The sequence below is a fragment of the Gemmiger qucibialis genome, from assembly GCF_027689445.1.
Classification (GTDB): Bacteria; Bacillota; Clostridia; order Oscillospirales; family Ruminococcaceae; genus Gemmiger; species Gemmiger qucibialis.
Map to the genome: position 1 here is coordinate 47605 of NZ_JAQFEN010000010.1, position 19861 is coordinate 67465.

The 19861-nt window shown below is 64.4% G+C and carries 15 protein-coding genes; 4 read left to right on the forward strand and 11 right to left on the reverse strand.

The features are described 5' to 3' along the window. Nucleotides 1-22 precede the first annotated feature (22 nt). The gene (locus PG062_RS12540) at nucleotides 23-868 is read right to left on the reverse strand and encodes a PocR ligand-binding domain-containing protein (RefSeq protein ID WP_113998947.1); all 846 of its coding nucleotides are present in this window, start codon (nucleotides 866-868) and stop codon (nucleotides 23-25) included. A 79-nt stretch (nucleotides 869-947) separates the two neighbouring features. Here PG062_RS12540 and PG062_RS12545 point away from each other — a divergent pair, with 79 nt between their 5' ends. Both PG062_RS12545 and araA read left to right on the forward strand, forming a co-directional pair. Further along, on the forward strand, nucleotides 948-2531 hold the full coding sequence (locus tag PG062_RS12545) for a xylulokinase (RefSeq protein WP_113998946.1): 1584 nt from the start codon (nucleotides 948-950) through the stop codon (nucleotides 2529-2531). 16 nt (nucleotides 2532-2547) lie between these two features. Continuing rightward, nucleotides 2548-4026: an L-arabinose isomerase gene (araA, locus tag PG062_RS12550; RefSeq protein ID WP_113998945.1), complete on the forward strand. Its 1479-nt coding sequence runs from the start codon at nucleotides 2548-2550 to the stop codon at nucleotides 4024-4026. An 83-nt stretch (nucleotides 4027-4109) separates the two neighbouring features. On the opposite strand, the gene PG062_RS12555 is transcribed toward araA, so the two are convergent. The 3 genes from PG062_RS12555 to PG062_RS12565 all read right to left on the reverse strand — a co-directional run bounded on the left by PG062_RS12555 (nucleotide 4110) and on the right by PG062_RS12565 (nucleotide 9896). Next, nucleotides 4110-6167, reverse strand: a complete 2058-nt coding sequence (locus tag PG062_RS12555; protein ID WP_113998944.1) for a beta-galactosidase — start codon at nucleotides 6165-6167, stop codon at nucleotides 4110-4112. A gap of 19 nt (nucleotides 6168-6186) precedes the next feature. Beyond that, nucleotides 6187-8853, reverse strand: a complete 2667-nt coding sequence (locus PG062_RS12560) for a DUF8487 domain-containing protein (protein ID WP_113998943.1) — start codon at nucleotides 8851-8853, stop codon at nucleotides 6187-6189. A gap of 131 nt (nucleotides 8854-8984) precedes the next feature. Then, nucleotides 8985-9896: an AraC family transcriptional regulator gene (locus PG062_RS12565; RefSeq protein WP_113998994.1), complete on the reverse strand. Its 912-nt coding sequence runs from the start codon at nucleotides 9894-9896 to the stop codon at nucleotides 8985-8987. 137 nt (nucleotides 9897-10033) lie between these two features. Between PG062_RS12565 and PG062_RS12570 the strand changes: the two genes are divergently transcribed. Then, a complete protein-coding gene (locus tag PG062_RS12570) occupies nucleotides 10034-13291 on the forward strand; it encodes a tetratricopeptide repeat protein (protein WP_270752526.1) in 3258 nt (1085 codons plus the stop codon). Here the strand turns inward: PG062_RS12570 and PG062_RS12575 are convergent. The 3 genes from PG062_RS12575 to aroD form a co-directional block, all read right to left on the reverse strand. Then, nucleotides 13282-13713: a hypothetical protein gene (locus PG062_RS12575; protein WP_113998942.1), complete on the reverse strand. Its 432-nt coding sequence runs from the start codon at nucleotides 13711-13713 to the stop codon at nucleotides 13282-13284. The genes PG062_RS12570 and PG062_RS12575 overlap by 10 nt on opposite strands. Nucleotides 13714-13888: 175 nt before the next feature. Beyond that, nucleotides 13889-14248, reverse strand: a complete 360-nt coding sequence (locus tag PG062_RS12580; protein ID WP_113998941.1) for a helix-turn-helix domain-containing protein — start codon at nucleotides 14246-14248, stop codon at nucleotides 13889-13891. 388 nt (nucleotides 14249-14636) lie between these two features. Beyond that, the gene (gene aroD, locus PG062_RS12585) at nucleotides 14637-15407 is read right to left on the reverse strand and encodes a type I 3-dehydroquinate dehydratase (protein WP_113998940.1); all 771 of its coding nucleotides are present in this window, start codon (nucleotides 15405-15407) and stop codon (nucleotides 14637-14639) included. A gap of 458 nt (nucleotides 15408-15865) precedes the next feature. Between aroD and PG062_RS12590 the strand changes: the two genes are divergently transcribed. Next, nucleotides 15866-16030, forward strand: a complete 165-nt coding sequence (locus PG062_RS12590) for a hypothetical protein (RefSeq protein WP_270752527.1) — start codon at nucleotides 15866-15868, stop codon at nucleotides 16028-16030. A gap of 265 nt (nucleotides 16031-16295) precedes the next feature. Here the strand turns inward: PG062_RS12590 and jag are convergent, their stop codons facing one another. The 4 genes from jag to rnpA all read right to left on the reverse strand — a co-directional run bounded on the left by jag (nucleotide 16296) and on the right by rnpA (nucleotide 19747). Further along, a complete protein-coding gene (jag, locus tag PG062_RS12595; RefSeq protein WP_270752528.1) occupies nucleotides 16296-17408 on the reverse strand; it encodes an RNA-binding cell elongation regulator Jag/EloR in 1113 nt (370 codons plus the stop codon). A gap of 30 nt (nucleotides 17409-17438) precedes the next feature. Continuing rightward, nucleotides 17439-18503 carry a YidC/Oxa1 family membrane protein insertase gene (locus PG062_RS12600; RefSeq protein ID WP_270752529.1) on the reverse strand — a complete coding sequence of 355 codons (1065 nt, stop codon included), beginning with the start codon at nucleotides 18501-18503 and terminating at the stop codon, nucleotides 17439-17441. A gap of 591 nt (nucleotides 18504-19094) precedes the next feature. After that, nucleotides 19095-19355, reverse strand: coding sequence for a membrane protein insertion efficiency factor YidD (gene yidD / locus PG062_RS12605; RefSeq protein ID WP_207657580.1), 261 nt, complete (start codon nucleotides 19353-19355; stop codon nucleotides 19095-19097). After that, a complete protein-coding gene (gene rnpA, locus PG062_RS12610; protein WP_270752530.1) occupies nucleotides 19355-19747 on the reverse strand; it encodes a ribonuclease P protein component in 393 nt (130 codons plus the stop codon). The genes yidD and rnpA overlap by 1 nt, the downstream gene beginning before the upstream one ends. Nucleotides 19748-19861: the final 114 nt, after the last annotated feature.

Consider the following 19861-nt stretch of genomic DNA (forward strand, 5'->3'; position numbering starts at 1 on the left):
TGATAGGAGCAGAAGTGCCCCGTCAGTCGGTGCCTGAGAACTGGCGGCGGTAGGCCTGGGGCGTAAAGCCGGTCTGGCGGCGGAAGACGCGGAAAAAGTAGTTGTAGTCCGCAATGCCGATCTGCTGGCAGATCTGGTTGTTGGTCAGCCGGGTGGTGGTCAGCAGGCGGATGGCGCGCTGGATGCGCAGCCGGCGGACCGACTCGTTGATGCCGCAGCCGTAGGTTTCCTTGGAGAGCTGGTACAGCGCGGTGCGGCCCATGCCGAGCGCCGCGCAGATGCGGTCGCTGGACAGATCCTCGGCCAGGTGATCGGCCAGAAAGCGGTTGAGTGTCTCGGCCGGGCTGCCCGGCACAAGGCGGGCCATGTGGACCTGACACAGCGCCCGGGCCGAGAGGGCGAGCAGGTCGCACGCCGCCCGCAGCCGCTGGTACGGGGTGCGGGGAAGCTGGCGGTAGGCCCGGTAGAGTTCCTCCTGACGAATCGGATACCCGGCGCAGAGCTGCCAGGCGCGCTGCCATTCGGCCTGTTCGTCGGCGCCCTGCACGATATGGCTGAGCAGCAGATACCCCACGACCACACCGTCGATCTGGATGGGCGTGATGGCCTCGATGAGGCCGGCGTGGCAGGGATAGATCCAGGTGGTCTTTTCCTGCCGGGCCTGGCGGCAGGCTTTCTGGTCGCACAGGCGGCAGCCCATCTCGCCCTGGGGGGTGGCGCGCACCAGACGGCAGTAGTCCGGCAGCTGCTGCGGGTAGGACAGAATGTCCATCCCCCACTCGTCAAAGACGACGGTGCGCAGACCGGTCAGCTCATAAAAATCCCGCAGCAGCACCAGCAGCTCCCCTTTGTCAAAGACCGCACGCACGAATCATTCCCCCTTTTTCCTGTATTGTAAACGGCCCCTGCGGCCGTGTCAATTCCCATTTCCGACAGGCGGTGATCCTATGCAGAAACTTGAACAAAAATCCACTTCTCTGGGCCTGGAACTCGGTTCGACCCGCATCAAGGCGGTGCTGGCCGGGCCGGACGGCACCGTGCTGGCGTCCGGCGCCCACGACTGGCAGAACCGTTTTGAAGGCGGGTACTGGACCTACCATCTCGACGAGGTCTGGACCGGCGTACAGCACGCCTTCCGCGATCTGGCCCGCAACTATGAAGCGGCCTTCGGCGAACCGCTGCGGACGGTGGGCGCCCTGGGGGTCTCGGCGATGATGCACGGTTACCTGCCCTTTGACCGGCAGGGCCGTCCGCTGACCGCCTTCCGCACCTGGCGCAACACAACGACCCGGGCCGCGGCCGAGGCACTGACCGAGCGGTTCCGGTTCAACATTCCGCAGCGGTGGACGGTGGCGCACTTTTACCAGGCCATCCTCAACGGGGAGGACCATGTCCGGCAGGTGGACTTCCTGACGACGCTGGCGGGCTATCTGCACTGGCAGCTCACGGGGCAGAAGGTCCTGGGCATCGGGGATGCGTCGGGCGTCTTTCCGATTGACAGCCGTACCTGCGACTACGATGCCGGGATGCTGGCCTCCTTTGACGAGCTGCTGGCCGGGGCGGGGCTGCACTGCCATCTGCGGGACCTGCTGCCCCGGGTACTCTGCGCCGGTCAGGACGCCGGCACCCTGACCGAGGCGGGGGCGCGGCTGCTGGACCCGACGGGCACGCTGGGCGCCGGCATACCGCTCTGCCCGCCGGAGGGAGATGCCGGCACCGGCATGGCCGCCACCGACAGTGTGGCCGTGCGGACCGGCAACGTCAGCGCCGGCACCAGCGTCTTTGCCATGGTGGTGCTGGAAAAGCCGCTGGCAAAGGTACACCCCGAGATTGATCTGGTCACGACGCCGGACGGGCGGCCGGTGGCCATGGTCCACTGCAACACCTGCACCTCCGATCTGGACGACTGGGTCAGGCTGCTGGGCGAGATGGCGGCGGCCGCCGGGGCGACGCTGAGCCGGAATGAGCTGTACACCCTGTTTTACCGCAAGGCCCTCGAAGGGGACCCCGACTGCGGCGGGCTGGTGAATTTCAACTGTTTTTCGGGCGAGCCGGTGACCGGATTGCCGGACGGACGGCCGCTCCTGGTGCGCCGCCCCGATGCCCGGTTCACGCTGGCCAACTTTGCCCGCGTCCAGCTGTACGCCTGTCTGGCCACACTGAAATACGGGCTGGACATCCTGTTCGAGGAGGAACAGGTCACGGCGGATCATCTGCTGGGCCACGGCGGGCTGTTCAAGGTCCCGGTGGTGGGCCAGAAACTGCTGGCCGGAGCGCTGGGCGTGCCGGTCTCGGTGATGCAGACCGCCGGGGAGGGCGGTCCCTGGGGCATGGCGCTGCTGGCGGGCTACCGGCTGCACCGGGCGGAAGGCGAAACGCTGGAACAGTATCTGCACCGCCGCATCTTTGCGGGGGCCGTCGGCAGCACCGTGCAGCCCGATGCCCGGGACAGCCGCGGATTTGCCGCGTTTATGAAACAATACATCCGCTGTCTGGCGGTGGAACGCGCCGCCATCGACGCACTGCCGTGACAAGGAGGTTTTGACAATGCGTATGCAGGAATATGAATTCTGGTTTGTGGTGGGCAGTCAGTTTCTGTACGGACCCGAGGTGCTGGAGACCGTGGCCCGCCGTGCCGCCGAGATGGCGGATCTGCTGAACGCCTCGGGCAATCTGCCCTGCAGGATGGTCTACAAGGTCACGGCCAAGACCAACCAGGAGATTGCCGACGTGGTGCGCGAGGCCAACTACGACCCCCGCTGTGCGGGCATCATCACCTGGTGCCACACCTTCAGTCCCAGCAAGATGTGGATCAACGGCTTTGTGAATCTGCAGAAGCCCTACTGCCATTTTGCCACCCAATACAACCGCGAGATCCCCAACGAGGAGATCGACATGGATTTCATGAACCTGAACCAGGCCGCCCACGGCGACCGGGAGCACGGGTTCCTGGCGGCCCGGCTGCGGATGCCGCGCAAGATCATCGCCGGGTACTGGCAGGATGAGGAAGTCCAGAAGCGTCTGGGCCGCTGGATGCGCGCCGCCGTCGGCGTGGCGGTCTCCCGCCAGCTGAAGGTCATGCGGTTCGGCGACAACATGCGCGAAGTGGCCGTGACCGAGGGCGACAAGGTGGAGGTCCAGGCCAGGCTGGGCTGGCAGGTCAACACCTGGGCCGTGGGCGACCTGGTCCAGGTGATGAACGAGGTCACCGACGCCGAGATTGACGCCCTGATGGAAGTCTACCGCGCCAGCTACGACTTTGCGACGGATGACATCGGTGCCATCCGCTACCAGGCCCGCGAGGAGATCGCGATCAAGAAGATGCTGGATGCCGAAGGATGCCAGGCGTTCTCCAACACCTTCCAGGACCTGTACGGCATGGAGCAGCTGCCGGGTCTGGCCAGCCAGCACCTGATGGCGCAGGGCTACGGCTACGGCGGCGAGGGCGACTGGAAGGTGGCCGCGATGACCGCCATCCTCAAAGCGATGGGCGAGGGCGGCAACGGCTGTTCCCTCTTCATGGAGGATTACACCTACAACCTGGTGCCCGGCGCCGAGTACAGCCTGGGCGCGCATATGCTGGAGGTCTGCCCCTGCTGCGCGGCCCAGCGGCCCCGCATCGAGACCCACCCCCTCGGCATCGGCATGAACGAGAAGGACCCCGCCCGGCTGGTCTTTGAGGGCAAGGCAGGCAAGGCCATCGTCGTGAGCCTGATCGACATGGGCGGCCGGCTGCGGCTGATCTGCCAGGACATCGAGTGTGTCAAGCCGATTCTGCCGATGCCCAACCTGCCGGTGGCCCGCGTGATGTGGAAGGCCCTGCCCAGCCTGACGACCGGCGTGGAGTGCTGGATCACGGCGGGCGGTGCGCACCACACGGTGCTGAGCTACGACGTGACCGCCGAACAGATGCACGACTGGGCCAACATGATGGACATTGAGTTTGTGCACATCGGCAAGGACACCACCCCGGAAGCGCTGGAGCATGACCTGTTCCTGGCCGACCTGGCCTGGAAGCTCCGGTAACCGGCCCGACATTTTCACTGTTTCTTCCCCTATTGCAAAAACCGCCCGGCTGCACGGAATGTGCGGTCAGGCGGTTTTTGCTGTCAGGGGTCCATGAACACGGCATCGGAGGGCGGCGTCATGACCAGATAACACTGCCGGCCGTACAGCAGCGAGGCGGGCACCCGCCACGGCTCGCCGTTGTAGAAATTGTCCGCCGCCAGCGCCCCGTCGGCATAGATCTGCGCGACATCGCAGCGCTGCGGGAAGCGCAGGAACCCTTCGCTGCCCGAGACCTCCAGTCGGTACCAATGGCGGGGCACCCGGCCGCCGAGGCAGAGTTCCTCCTCATACGGCGGCGCAAACGGTTCCGGGCAGGGGGTCATGGTGAGCTGCGCCGGGGTGAAGGAGCGCGTTTCCTCCCGCGGGACAAAGTGGTCGTCCTGCCACAGCAGGTACCGGAAACTCCCGGGCTGCACGGCGCGGATGGTGCCGTCCTCCTCGTAGAGGTCGCACCCCTGCCCGAGGACGATGCGCTGGCCGAGCCGCCGCAGCCAGAGCGCCTGCCCGAGCGGGAGGGTGACCAGCCGGACCGGACCCGCCGTCTGCACCGCGATTCCCTGCCCGGCCGTGACCAGCGTGCCGTCCGCGAACCGGTACCGGGCCGGGATGCCGGGGATGGCCGCAAAGAACCAGGTATCGCCGGACCGGCAGATCGGCTGGGCGGTGGCCCAGCGCAGCGTCCGGCCGCCCAGCGAGAGCCCGAACGGGAAGAGGAAGGCCAGGTCCCCCGCCACCGTGATGGGCGGGAAACACACCGTGCCGGTATCCAGCACGACATCGGACACCGGGCAGAGCGCCGCGTGCCGCTGGTGATGGTTGACAAAGACGAAGCCGGCGGTTCCGTCCGTCCGCAGACAGCAGCGCAGTGTCTGCCGGTCCTCCGGCGTCGGATGGGTGAGGGAACTGACATATTCCATGCGGGCCAGTTCGCGGCCGAAGTCGGCGGCCAGCAGATGGAGCAGGTTGAGCCACCGGTACTGGGGGCGGGTTTCGCCGTACTGGCTCAGCGCCGTGGCAAAATCATAGTTGAGGATCGGGTAGTCGTTGGGGTAGCCGGTGGCGCGGGATTCCTGCAGGGTGGAGTCCCGGCCGATGGGGTTGGTGCCGCCGTGGTACATATAATATCCGATCAGGTTGTTGCCGCATCCCAGCTTGACGAGCGAGAGGGCGTAGGCGTCCATGCCGGAGATCCGCACCCGGCGGTGGTAGGTGGACTGCTGGCCCGCGCCGATCTCGCAGGTAGCGAAGGGGTAACGGTCATAGGGCAGCTGCCAGCCGTCCGGCGCGGCGGTGTGCAGCAGGTCGGCGCCCACCGCCGTGTCGTTGCGGGTGGGGTTGAACAGATACTGCGGCGAGAGGGGCAGCGGATCGCGGTGCTGGGTCCAGGGGGCGTCGGGATAGGCCGCAAAGACCGGCAGCACCTCCGCCGTCGGGATGCGCGCCCCGCTGACCGCGTTCCAGCCCGTGACAGTGTAGAGCGGCACCTCGAACCCTTCCTCCACCGCGATCCGTTTGAGCGCCGCGAGATGGTCGCTGTTGTCCACCAGCTCGTTTTCCAGCTGGATGCCGACAATCGGCCCGCCGTCGCGGTAGAGCAGGCCGCGGACCTGCCGGTAGATGCTGCGGTACCATGCCCGGACCAGCGCCAGATAGGCCGGGTGGTTCTGCCGCAGCGGGATGCCCTTGTGCAGCAGCCAGTCGGGGAATCCGCCGTTGCGGCATTCGCCGTGGGCCCAGGGGCCGATGCGCAGCACCACATCCAGCCCGGCCCTGCGGCAGCACAGCACGAACCGGCGCACGTCCAGCCGGCCGGAGAACCGCAGCTCCCCTTCCCGCTCCTCGTGGTGAATCCAGAACAGATAGGTGGAGACCATCGTGACGCCGCCCGCCTTCATCTTGCAGAGCTCGGTCTGCCACTGTGCGGGGTCGCAGCGGGAAAAATGGAACTCGCCCATGACGGGCAGCCAGGGCTGTCCGCCCCGGGTCAGGCAGAGACTGTTGACTTCGATCCGCTCCCCGCCGGGGTTGCTCCCGCCCAGATGCAGGTGTCCGTGCAGGATTTCGGATCTGTGATAGGGTTCAAATTCAACGTGCATCATAATTCTCCTTGTCGGGATCTTACCGGGGCGATACCCGGATCAGCCGGCGCAGCTCCTCCGGCGTGACGGCGGCCATGGGGGCGGCCGGTCCGTCGAGGTAGGCGGCCAGACATTCCAGCAGGTAGCGGCATTCGGGGAACTCAAGGTGCCCCGCAAGGTCCATGCCGCTGACGAGCAGCCGGCCTTTCCCGAGCCGGGCCTCCCACAGCAGGCCCAGGTTGTCCAGCCGGGTCACGCTGTCCAGCACCCGGACGACCGGCTCGATCGTGCGGGGCAGCCGGAAAGCCCGGCCGTGGGACTGGGTCCACCACTGCCAGTTTGAAGCGGTCCCGGTCGGATAGTCCTTGAGGGCCGGGTGTTCCGCCCGGATCAGCAGCCCCATCGTGCCTTCCTGCTCCGGGAAGGTGCCCACCGACCAGAAATCGGTGCTGAACTGGCAGCGCACCGACGCCGGGCATTCCGTGCCGTCGGCGGGCAGGTCGATCAGGGCACTGGCCCCCGCCTCGATCCGCCGCAGGTCTGCCTCGGTCAGGCGGCGCAGCACGGCGGGTGCGGCCTTGGCGCAGGGATAGCTCCACAGCGGATAGCGGCTGTTGAGGTCCCCGGCGGACAGTTCGAGCGTCAGGGCATGGGGACGCGCATCGCCGGGCATCTGCCACCGGATACGGCCCGCCTCCCGCAGGCCGCCCGCCGGCCATCCGGCCGGGGCGTCCAGCGTTCCCTGTCCGAGGATGGTCCGGCCTTCGGCAATCCGCCAGCAGAGCGGCCCCGCCAGCGTCTGCCGGCCGTAATTGGCCACCCGCAGATCCGCCGTGAACCACTCGCCGGCCTCGTAGGTATAGCGGTCAAAGCAGGCCAGCAGCACCACCGGCGCAAAGAAGGCCGCAAACCGCTCCGGTCTGGCAAAGTCGGCGGGTTTGGGGGTGAGGTGCGCGTCCATCATGCCGACGAGCGCCGTCCCCTGCCCCGGAAAATCCTGCAAGCCGAGCAGCGAGAGCCCGCTCATTCCGGGTGTGCGCAGCACGGCCTCGACCTCCTCGCGGTAGCACCGCAGCGCCAGCTCCCCGCTGGCCTGCACGCCCGCCTGCCAGTATGCCGCCGCCCCGGTCTGTTCGGCACGGCGGCGGATGGCCCGAAGATTTTCCGGGATGGTGATGCCCCGGAACCGGTCAATCTGGTCAAAATCCGGCCAGCTCTCGTACTGGCCCACCTCAAAGCCGAACACCGGCACCCCGCCGGTTTGGGCGGCGGCCTCCCGGTAATTCTGCCGGGTGCCGGGCCGGCACCGGTTCAGATGCCCGATCATCGGGGAGCTTGTGGCGCGGAGCATCCGGTCCCCATACGCCGCCGCGGTGTAGAAGTCGCTGACGCCGTCATATCCCTGTTCCCCGTACTGGCCGTTGGAGGACCCGGCATACCGTCTGGTGGGGTCCAGCTGCCGGGCCAGCCGGACCAGCTCTGCCATCCGGCGGTGTCCCTCCTCGCCGGTGCAGAGTTCGTTGCCCAGCGTGAGCATGACAAAGGAGGGGTGGTTGGCGTAGCAGAAGAGGATCTGCCGCAGTTCCGCCTCATAATATGCGGCGCTGTGCGGGGTTTCCAGCGCGTTGGTGCAGTTCCAGTCGGACAGTTCGGGCTGGAGCAGCATTCCCAGTTCATCAGCCGCCGCAAAGGCCGCCTCGGGCGGGCACCAGGAATGGAACCGCAGACAGTTGACCCCGTAGGCCCGGTAGCGACCCAGAACCTCCCGCCAGGCCCCGGTCGTCATGGGCGGGTGGCCAGTCTCGGGAAAGACGCAGCAGTTGGCCTCCCCGCGCAGCAGAAACACCCGGCCGTTGAGGGTGAGCCGTCCCCCGTCCGCCCCGAAGGTCCGCAGGCCGAAGTCCGCCCGGGCGCGGGACACCGTCCTGCCGTCCAGCACGAGCGACGCCGTGATCTGCGTCAGGGCGCCGCAGGCTTCCTCCCACAGCGGGGCCTCGGGGGCAACCGGCAGATCCCGGCACCAGAGGGTGCAAAGCCCCTGCCGCAGCGATTCCGGCTGCCAGTCCCGCCGGAGCAGGCAGAACGGCCGGGCCAGGGCGGGGCCTTCCAGCACCAGTTCGCCGTCGCCGACCGCGTCCAGCGCCTGCCGGGGCACCGCCAGATCCACCGCCGCATCCAGCGTCCGGCCGTGGGGATAGACCCGCACCGACCGCACCCAGAAGTCCGCAACGCTGTGCACGCACAGCCGACCCAGAAGGCCGTTCCAGTTGGTCTGGGTCTCGTCGGTCGCCGCCGAGGCATGGACAATCTCCTCCCGCGGCCAGCCCGGATACCGGTTGTCCGAGAGCAGGCAGAGCCGCACCCGGCGCCCCGCCCAGCGGGTCAGCTCAAACAGGTAGGGGGTGCTCAGCGTCCCCTGCAGGGTGGGGACCGGCTGCCCGTCCACCGTAAGCCGGAGCTGCCGGGCGCGCTCGGCTTCCAGGATCAGCCGCCGGCCGGGGTGGTCGGGCAGCGTCACCTCTCTTGAAAAGACCGCCTCGCCCTCCCACCGGAACCGGCGGGTCAGCCGGCTTTCCAGGGCCGGGGTTTCGGGTTCGCCGAGGCCGTTTTCCTCCAGCGTGCCGGGCAGATGCACCGTGGCCGGCGCCCCGTCGCCCAGCCGCACTTCCCAGAGGCCCGAAAGATCCATCGTTGTCTGCATCGTCATTCTCCCCCACTGTACGGTTTTGGTTTTATTGTACCGTGGCGGTGCGCCGCCGCCAATGGCAAATCCTGAAAAAAGATGGACAATCTTGCTTTGTCCGCGGCAAAAAAAGAACCAACGGAAGGTTCCGTTGGTCAGGTTTCCTCGTCCCCGGGCGGGTCGGACCGGCCGAGGCCGTTCTGGTAGCTGCGCGGCGAGACCCCCATCACCTTCTTGAAGGCCCGCGAGAAATAGTAGGGGTCCCGGTAGCCGAGCTGCCGGGCGACCTCGTAGACATACTCCCCGCCGGAACGCAGCATCCGGCAGGCCTGCTTCATCTTGAGGCGGGTGAAGAAGTCCATCGGCGCATGGCCGGTGCACTGCCGGAACACCGCGCTGAGGGTGCTCGGGGAGGTGCCCATCGCGGCGGAGAGTTCCGCCAGCGTGAGTTCCCGGTCCAGGTGGCGGTACATATACCGCACGGCCCGGGTGACCTGCCGGTTCTGCCGGGCCGTGGTGCCGTCCTCCTGCCGGCGGGCGTAGGTTTCGCCCAGGATGAGCGCCAGCAGCTGGGAGAGGTAGATGAAATTGCCCAGCGTATAGTCCTGTTCCAGCGTGCGGAACAGCTGGTTGAAGAGGAATTCCATCCGGCGGACCGTCCCGGCCGACGAAAACCGGCAGACCTGCGGCCGGTCCAGCGGGTAATAGCCGCAGTCCTCGCCCTGGAAATGCACCCAGAGCAGGCTCCAGGGGTCCTCCTCGTCGGCCCAGTAGCGGTGCGGGCAGAGGCGGGGGATGCACAGCGCCTCGTTGTCCCGCAGCGGGAAGGTCCGGCCCTGCACCTCCACGACGCCGCGGCCGCTGGTACAGCACAAGAAGATGTATTCCTCAATGCCCTCGCTGCGCTCGCGGTAATGGTGGGCGGCATGGGGAAAGAAGCCGGCGTCCGTCAGATACAGACGGCGCACCAGCGGATGCCCGATATAGTCCGAGAAGGCTTCGGTGGGCAGGACGATGTAGGTCTCCCCCGCAAAGCCGTCGGGTTTTCGTTCAATCTGCAGTTCCATACGCACAGTATAGCGCCGCCGTGCAAGATTGTCCATCATTTTTGAGAATAAGCCATTTTTCCCGCCGGCCGTCCGCGGTACAATGGGAGCATCGGGGCGCGGCGGAAAGCCCGCCCTGCCAGGAAAGAGGGTTGCTGATGATGAACCACGCCGCAAAAATCTGGGAGGAGACCGTTCTTCTTCCGACCTATCCAGCCGCCGAGCCGGAAAAATATCCGCTTTTCATTGAAAAACGCGCCTACCAGGGCAGCACCGGCAAGGTCTATCCGCTGCCGGTGACCGAGAAGGTGTCGGATGTCTGCCGGGAGGTCGCCTACCATGCCGTCTGGCTGGAAAACGAGTATCTGCGCGTCATGGTCCTGCCCGAACTGGGCGGACGGATTCACCGCGCCCTCGACAAGACCAACGGCTATGATTTTGTCTATTACAACCACGTCGTCAAACCGGCGCTGGTGGGGCTGACCGGGCCATGGATTTCGGGCGGGATTGAATTCAACTGGCCGCAGCATCACCGCCCGACCACCTTCTCGCCGGTGGACTACCGCGTGGCCGAGCACGACGACGGCTCGGTGACCGTCTATGTCGGCGAGACCGACAAGATGTACGGCACCAAGGGGATGGCCGCAATCAGCCTGTACCCCGGCAAGGCGTATCTGGAAATCCGGGGCCGGCTGTACAATCCCACCGACCTGCCGCAGACCTTCCTGTGGTGGGCCAACCCCGCGGTGCCGGTCAACGATCACACCTACTCGGTCTTTCCGCCCGACGTGAACGCCGTCATGGACCACGGCAGGCGCGCGGTCTCGACCTTCCCGATTGCGACCGGCGAATACTACAAGTGCGACTACTCGGCGGGGGTGGACATCTCGCGCTACAAGAACGTGCCGGTCCCGACCTCCTACATGGCGGCCCACTCGGACTTTGACTTTGTGGGCAACTACGACGAATCCCGCCAGGCCGGGCTGCTTCATGTGGCGGACCACCATGTGGCGCCGGGCAAAAAACAGTGGACCTGGGGCAACGGCGATTTCGGCCGCGCCTGGGACCGCAACCTGACCGACGCGGACGGGCCGTACATTGAACTGATGACCGGCGTGTTCACCGACAATCAGCCGGATTTTTCCTGGCTCAAGCCCCAGGAGGAAAAGACCTTTGTCCAGTATTTCCTGCCCTACAAGGGGGTGGGCCGGGTGGGCAACGCCACCCGGGATGCCGCCGTGGGTCTGCAGCTTCTTCCCGACGGCCGCGGCGAGGTGCGGGTCTATGTCACCGGGGAACAGCCCGGCGCCGTGATCCGGGTGCAGCGCGGCGGGGACTGCCTGTATGAGGCGCGCGCCGACCTCTCGCCGCAGGGCTGGTTCGGGGCAGACTTTGCCGCGGACGGCACGCTGCACGACTGCGAGGTCACGGTGGAGGCCGGGGACCGCACCCTGGTGCGCTACCGGATGTATGAGCCGGAACTGCGGCCCATCCCCGCCCCCGCCGAGCCGCTCGGCGCGCCGGAGGAGCTGCGCACCACCGAGGAACTGTATCTGGCGGCGACCCATCTCGAACAGTACCGCCATGCCACCCGCGACCCGGCCGACTATTACCGGGAAGGGCTGCGCCGCGACCCCACCGACCTGCGGCTGAACGACGGCTACGGGCTGCTGCTCTTCCGCCAGGGACAGATCCGGCAGAGCATCGCCTGTTTTGAAAAGGCCGTTCAGAAACAGACCTGGAAGAACCCCAACCCCTACCAGGGCGCGTGCTTTTTCCATCTGGGGCTGGCGCTGGAGGCGGACGGCCAGCACCGCAAAGCCTACGACGCCTTCTACAAATCCACCTGGAGCGCCGAGACCCAGAGTGCCGGGTTCTACTGGCTGGCCTGTCTGGAAGCGCGGCGCGGCAATTTGGAGCAGGCGCTGGAGTTTGTCGGGCTGTCGCTGGTCCGCAACTGGCACAACATGAACGGCCGCTGCCTGAAAGCCGCGCTGCTGCGGCATCTGGGGCGGGACAACACCGCCCTGCTTGCCGAGAGTCTGGCCATTGACCCGCTGCAGATGGGCTGCCTGTACGAGGAATCCCGCCGGACCGGAACGCCGGAGGTCTGGCGCACCGTCATGCGGCAGGAGGCGCACAACTACCTGGACCTGGCGCTGCACTATGCCAAGGCCGGGCTGCTGGAGGAGGCGGTGGAGATCCTGCAGGCCTGCCCCGAACAGAGCCCGATGCCGTCCTACTACGAGGGGTATCTGCACGGGCTGGCCGGGGACGAGGCGGCGGCCCGCGCCTGCTGTCTGCGCGCCGAACACCTGCCGGCGCCCCGGTGCTATCCCAACCGGGTGGAGGAGATCGCGATTCTGGAATACGCGATCCGTCTGCTCGGCCGGGCGCCCCGGGCCCATGCCCTGCTGGGCTGCCTGCTGTACGACAAGAAGCAGGCGGACGCCGCGATAGCGCACTGGGAAGCGTCGGTGCAGCAGGACCCCGGCCAGGCGCTGGTACACCGCAACCTGGCGATTGCGCGCTACAACAAACAGGGCGACGCCGACGCCGCCCTGCGGGAGATGGAGCAGGCCCGCCGGCTGGACCCCGGCTATCCGCGCCTGCTGCTGGAATACGACCAGCTGGCCGCCCGGCTGGGCCGTTCCAACGCCGCCCGGCTGCAGCTGCTGGAGGAGAACCTCGCGCTCGTGGAGCAGCGGGACGACCTGATGCTGCGGTATGTCACGCTGCTGAACTGTGAGGGCCGCTGTGAGGAGGCGCTGCAGATTCTGCTCACCCGCCGGTTCCACCCCTGGGAGGGCGGCGAGGGCAAGGTCAGCGCCCAGTACCGGTATGCGCTGATCCGTCTGGCCAAGGACTGCCTGAACCGCGGCGAGAATGACCGGGCCGTGCAGCTGCTGGAGCAGAGCAAGACCTACCCCGATACCCTGGGCGAGGGCAAACTGCCCAACGTCCCGGACAACGAGGCGGATTACTGGCAGGGCGTCGCGCTGCGGGCGATGGGCCGCGAACCCGAGGCGGCCGCCGCCTTCCTGCGCGCCGCCTCCGGTCCGCAGGAGCCCGGCCGGGTGCTCTACTACAACGACCAGCCGTCGGATTTCATCTATTATCAGGGACTTGCCCAGCGTGCGATGGGCAACGAAGCCGCCGCCCGCAAGGCCTTCCACAAGCTGCTGACCTACGGGGAAACCCACCTGTTCGATGCGGTGGCCTACGATTTCTTTGCGGTCTCGCTGCCCGAGATCGAGGTCTTTGCCGATGACATTGCGCTGCGCAACCGCCAGTACTGCAACTATCTGCGGGCGCTGGGCTGCGCCGGTCTGGGCCGGACCTCCGAGGCGGCGGAACTCTTTGCCGGGATTCTCGAACTTCAGCCCGACGACCAGGGCGCGCTGCGTCACGCCTGATCGTCCTGCGGGAAAAAGTGCAGCGCGTATCCGTCCAGGGTGAGAATCAGCGTGGGGCGGCTGCTCCCGTCGGCATAGCGGGTCAGGGCCGTGACGGCCATCCCCTCGGTCTGTCCGACCGTGACGGTGTAGACCGCGGACCCGGCGTCGCTCTGCTCAAGCCGGTAGCTTCCCGCATACTGCCGGTCGTTGGTCCCGTCGGTCAGCGTGAGCACCCCGTCCGACGCCGTGCAGACCAGCGTGAGCCGCTCGGCCGTGTCGGGGGCGCCCGGTTCGCCGGGTGCACAGGCGATGATCGCCCCGTTGTCCGCCGTGCTCTGGACGGTGGTCATCTGCCAGGCCTCCTCCTCGATGGCCGGCACCGCGTCGCTGCCGCACCCCGTCAGGAGCAGCAGGCAGAGCAGGATTGCCGCTCGTTTCATCGCGTTCTCCTTTCTATTTTTTCCGGGTCTTCCACAGTCCCGCCACCGCCGCCAGGCCCGCGCCCGCCGTCAGCAGCAGGGGCAGCCACGGTCCCGACGGGCGGACGACCCAGATGCCGGTGGCCCTGTCGGCGCCGCCGATGACCGGCGCACCGGAAAGAAGCTGTGCCGGCAGCTACCGGATCAGGCCCGCGGCGAGCATCACGGCCCCCCACAGGGCCAGGATTCCCACCGCCGCAAAGAAGGCCCGCCAGCGCCTGCGGCTGCGTTCCTCCCGCTCGGCCAGCTGCCGGTTGAGCGCTTCCAGCTCGGCGGCCAGGTCCCGGCCCTGTTCCGGCTCCTCCTCGCCGAGAAGATCATTCACCGTCGTGTCCAGCGCCCCGGCGATGCGGACAAGCATCCCGGCATCGGGCACCGACAATCCGGTTTCCCAGCGGGACACGGCCTGGCGGGTCACATATACTTTTGCGGCCAGTTCTTCCTGCGATAACCCTTTGGCGGTACGCAGCTGCAAAATAACTTGCCTAGTTTCCATGGCATTGCCTCCTTTATCTTTTATCCGTAGGATAGCATAGCGGGCTGCGTTTGCCAAGCAACGGGAAGTTGCATTTTGGACTTTGGGCAATACCGCATAATTCTAAGTGCCGATACGGCGAGCGAGGTGCGGCAGATGCTAAGCCAAAAGCGTAGATAATACTGGATGCTGCAAAGGTGAGCGCCGCCAGTGGCGGAAACAGCGAACCGAAGCAGGGGCAGCGGTCGCAGAGTGCGAGGGGCTTTTGCCCCCGAAGCACGATGCGGGTACCGCAACCCGACATTATCGAGCATTTTGGCAACGCAGATGCCGTGCCGCAGCTGCCGGAGCGGTGCTTAAGCCGCAAGGCGGGAATTGTGCGGTGTTGCCTTTGCTTTTTCAGGACGATTCAACCCAGCATGGCACCCAGGGCGTCCAGCGCCGTGCGCAGGGCGGGGGCGGCGGGCTGGCCCGGTGCGCTGGAAACACCTGCCGTGGCAAAGCCTGCACAGCTGCCAAACGCTGCGCCGCAGATGCGGCTGACCATCCCCTGCTGGCCCATGGACATGGTGATGAGCGGGGTATCGTTCCCTGTGGCTTGGGCTGCCTGGGCGGTGGCTTCCAGCAGGCGGGCGGTATCCGCAGGGGTGTGGGGCATTACGGCCAGCTTGGCGATATCTGCCCCGCGGCGGACCATATCAGTCAGGGTGTTGACCATCGTTTCGGTGGGCGGAGTCTCGGCAAAGTTATGGCTGCTGAACACGGTTTTTACGCCGCTTTCCCGCGCCTGCTGCTGGATGGCAACAATGACCGCCGGAGCCGTGCTGGCTTCGACATCCAGCAGATCCGCCAGGCCACTGTGGCAGATAGCAGTGCCGAGTTCGCCGTATGCGGCATCGGTGAGATCAGCCAGACCGCCCTCTTTTTTGGTTCGGATGGTGGCCAGTAGAGGAACGTCCTGCCCAATGGCGGCACGGGCGGCGCACAGCACGTTTTGCACGTTAGGAGCATCCAATATCGAAAGAGCATCCAAACGCAGCTCTACCACGTCCCCAGCCGCCCCAGCGGCGGCAGCGTTGGAAAGGTCGTTGGCCATAACGGATACCAGGATCTTAAAGTTGGTCGGGGCAGCATCCCGCGGGGGCAGCAGCGTTACGCCGCGCACAGTAATGGCAGGCATGGGGGTTCCTCCTTCAATGTTCCACGGGCAGCGGGCAATGCCGCTGCAAAATACACCAGTATTGTAGCACAAGGCGGCGGCTGGCACAAGAAAAAGCCCCCGCGCACAGCACGGGGCTTTGGCAGCCGCCGGGGGCGTACATTGTTCCCGGCGTGGGTCAGTATTATAATAAAAACTTTATCAGAAAGCAGCGTACTTATAACGATGCGGAACAAACGGAATGACCAACATTATACCTATTCCACAAAAATACGATTTTACTGTTTTACAAGCGCATAAAGCAAGGAGAGCTTTAGGGCAATACCGCATAATTCTAAGTGCCGATACGGCGAGCGAGGTGCGGCAGAGGCCGTGCCGCAGCCGCCGGAGCGGTGCTTAAGCCGTAAGGCGGGAATTGTGCGGTGTTGCCTTAGAATGAAAGCGCAGCATGCTGCCCGCTTCGGGATCTATCTGTCAGGATGGTCCTGTTGGAGCTGGGCATTGACAGGCTGGGGGCATTGGCCATTGTATCGGTACCATGCACCGTCAGCCAGGGAACCGGACGGGATTTTGCCAACCTGACCTTGATCGTATACCACATTCCGGTTGCGGCACAGTTCGTGATCAAGGGGCCGGGCGGCTGATTGACCTGCTGCAAATCGTGGTCAGCATTGTGTTCACCCGGTTCATGGCGTTGTTCCAGCACACCATTACCTGCCAGAGCGTCCTTTTGCCTGCCTGCAACACGGAACAAAGCGAGAAATGGCGCACTGTGGGGGGTGGACAGCTTTTGTCCGATTGTTTCCTGCAATCTCTCCAGCGTTTTTTATCTGTACAAAAAGAGCAGCGTTTCTTCTGCCGCATGGCAAAAACGCTGCTCTTTTTCAAATGCTGATTTTGCGCTGGATCTTACAGTTCGATCTTGCCGAACATGTCAAAATCATCCCCATCATGGATGCGCGCGGTGCGGGCCGGGGCCTGCGGGCGGGCGTTGGGGTCACGCGGGGCGCTGGCAAATTCGCGCTCCGGCACGCTGGACGGGCGGCCATAGCCGCGGCCGCCATTGCGGCTGCCACCGCGGTTATCACGCGGGGGACGGCTGCTGTTGCCGCGGTAACCACCGCCGCGGCGGTTATCGTTGCGGGGGCCGCGGTTGCCGTTAAAGCTGCGGCCATTGCGATTGCCGTGGTTGGGGCCGCTGCGGCGGCCGCGCGGTGCATCACGATCCGGCAGGTTGCTGGCGTTGGGGTCGGTGGAATAAATCACCACGCGGCGGTCGGGGCCTTCGCCCTTGCTCTCGCTGCGTACGCCCTCGATCTCGGCCACAGCGGTATGGATGATGTGGCGCTCGTAGGGGTTCATCGGCTCCATCTCGTAATAGCAGCCGGTGCGGATCACACGGTTGGCAATGCGCACAGCCAAGGCCGTCAGGTCGTCTTCGCGCTTATTGCGGTAGCCGCCCACATCGATGCCCAGCTTGACGTAAGGGCCTTCCATCCGGTTGACCACCAGGCTTGCCAGATAGGAAAGACTCTCCATCGTTTCGCCGCGGCGGCCAATGAGTGCGCCCAGGTGGGCACCCTCAACATGCAGAATGGTAGCTTCTCCCTTTTTGCCTGCGGTAAAGGTGAATTCCTCCACGCCCATCAGGTGGAAGATGGGGGTCAGGTAATCCACCGCAGCCTGCAGGCGGGGGTCAGCGGCAATATCCAGCGGGGTCTCGGCTTCCGCCGGGGCAGCATCCTCTGCCGCGGGTTGTTCGGCCTCTTCTTCTGCCGGGGCGGGTTCGGGTTCAGCAGCGGCCACCGGGGCAGCAGGCGTGGTTTCCGGCTCGGTATCGGCAGTTTCCACGGTAACTTTTACTTTTGCAGGGGTCACTTTCAGGCCCAGGAAGCCGGTTTTCTGCGGCATTTCCAGGATCTCATAGCTCACACCCAGGTCGTCACGGTCAACGCTGAGCGCTTCGCAGCCCAGCTGAATGGCTTCTTCCACCGTTTTGGCGGTTGCAACATATTCACGCATGATTACTACCTCCTTCTTTATAGGGCGGTCTTACTTCTTCTTTTTGCCTTTCTGGGCCTTCTGGGCTTCCATCTCGGCGCGCTGCTCGTCCGTCAGGGGGACGGTACGGTCATTGGCGTACTTTTCGGCATCCAGCTTGCGGGCGTATTCAAGGCGCATCTGGTCCAGCTGACGCTTGTTGACGTTCTTTTCGACCTTTTTGCCGCCTTCTTCGACGGTAACGGTCTTGATCTCTTTCTTGGCGGCGCGCTTGGCGGCAACTTCGGCTTCGTACTGAGCCTTGAACTTTTCGGGGTTATACACCTTGTAGGTCAGCACGGTCTGCAGCATCATGAAGATGTTGGAGGTGCCGTAGTACAGGGAGAAGCCGACAGGCATCTGGAAGCACATGAAGACGAACATGATGTTCATGCCCCACATCATGACCTTCATGCTGCCCTGCATCTGGGCCTGCTGGCCGGACATCTTGGTGCTGAGCACCTGGGAGATGCACATGGTAACCGCAGCGATGATGGGGAAGATCATGATCAGGCTGAAGCTGAAGCCGGGGATGGTGCACATATCCATGCCAAGGAAACTGGTGTTAAAGTTGGCAATGGAGCTGAGCTGCTCGGTAGCCAGGCCAGTATCCACACCACTGGCAAGGCCGGCGTGGATTGCTTCGATCAGGCCGGTCTGGGACGCTGCGCCGTTGTTGGCAATGCCAAGTGCGGTGCAGGCGGCGCTGATGGCTTCCTTGGGGATGCCGAGAATGTACTGCACAGGGCGGTAAACAACCTCCACCATGCCGAACAGGACCAGCATATTGACAAGCATCGGCAGGCAGCCTGCAGTGGGGGAGTAGCCATACTCCTGCTGGAACTTGACCATTTCCTCCTGCATTTTTTCCTGGTTGTTCTTGTACTTCTGCTGGATTTCATTGATCATCGGTGTAAACACCGACATCTTGGCCATGGACTTCTGCTGTTTGATCATCAGCGGAAGCATGAGCAGTTTGATGATCACGGTGAAAACAATCATCGTGACGGCGAAGTTCGGGATCATCTGATACAGCATACGCATCAGCGGTCCCAGGATCATTGCGAGGAATCCCATATTCTATCCTTCCGCCCTGCCCGCACGCAGGGCATTTATTTTATAAAGAAGGTCTTCGCCGTGCGGTGAGAAGACATGAGAGGCGAGAGTAATAGAGAATAATTAAGAAAGAATAATGAATCATGGTGGTTGGCACCTGCGGTGCCTTTATTTTGGAATATTAGGGATAGGGTCATCCTAAAAGTTCTGCTGCGGGTTTTGGCTCGGCAGAACCCTAATTTTTTGAGCTGCGCCGTTCCGGCGCAGCGGTCCACCAACATTATTCTCTATTCTTTGGGCAACACCGCATAATTCTAAGTGCCGATACGGCGAGCGAGGTGCGGCAGATGCCAAGCCAAAAGCGCAGATAATACTGGATGCTGCAAAGGTGAGCGCCGCCAGTGGCGGAAACAGCGAACCGAAGCAGGGGCAGCGGTCGCAGAGTGCGAGGGGCTTTTGCCCCCGAAGCACGATGCGGGTACCGCAACCCGACATTATCGAGCATTTTGGCAACGTAGATGCCGTGCCGCAGCCGTCGGAGCGGTGCTTAAGCCGTAAGGCGGGAATTGTGCGGTGTTGCCTTTATTCTTTTTAATTTAGTTTAATTCAGCCTTATCGCTTTTCTCTGAACAGCTTCCGCTCTGGGTTCATCCAGCGCCCCTTTTCCGGCACGGGGTCATAGCCGTACTTGCCAAAGGGGTTGCAGCGCAGAATGCGCCACAGGCCCAGCAGCAGGCCTTTGGCCGGGCCATGCACCTGGATAGCCTGGATCATATACTGGCTGCAGGTTGGGGTAAACCGGCAGTTATGCCCCAGCAGCGGACTAATGACCTTCTGGTAGCCGCGCACCAGGGCAATCAGCACCCGGCTGATCACTCCGGTGCACCGTTAGGCTGCGGTTTGGCCGTGGGCTGCTGCGGCACTGCGGCAGCTTTATCCGGCAGGCCGGCTTTGCGCATCAGGCCCGCCAGTGTTTTGCTCAGTTGGGTGCTTTTCAGGTAGGGCGTGCAGGCACGCGCTACTAAGATTATATCATATCCGCCGATATTTTGCGAGAGGTGTTCCGAAAGTGCTGCGCGCATAATGCGCCGCGCACGGTTGCGCTGCACGGCATGGCCCACCTTTTTAGTGGCGGTCAGTCCGATGCGGGTATAGCCCAGCCGGTTTTTGGCCACATACAGCACCAGATTGGGGTGAACATAGCTTTTGCCGCGGGCATAAATGCGGGAAAATTCCTTATTTTTTGTCAGGGTTCGATAGCGCATGGCGGGGTTCCTCCGGCATGGTAGGATTGTATGGCCTGCACGGCTTAATACGTGCAGGGAGTGGGAATGGATGGTGCACCGGAACTGTTATAGGCCAAGGCAAAACGCCGAAAA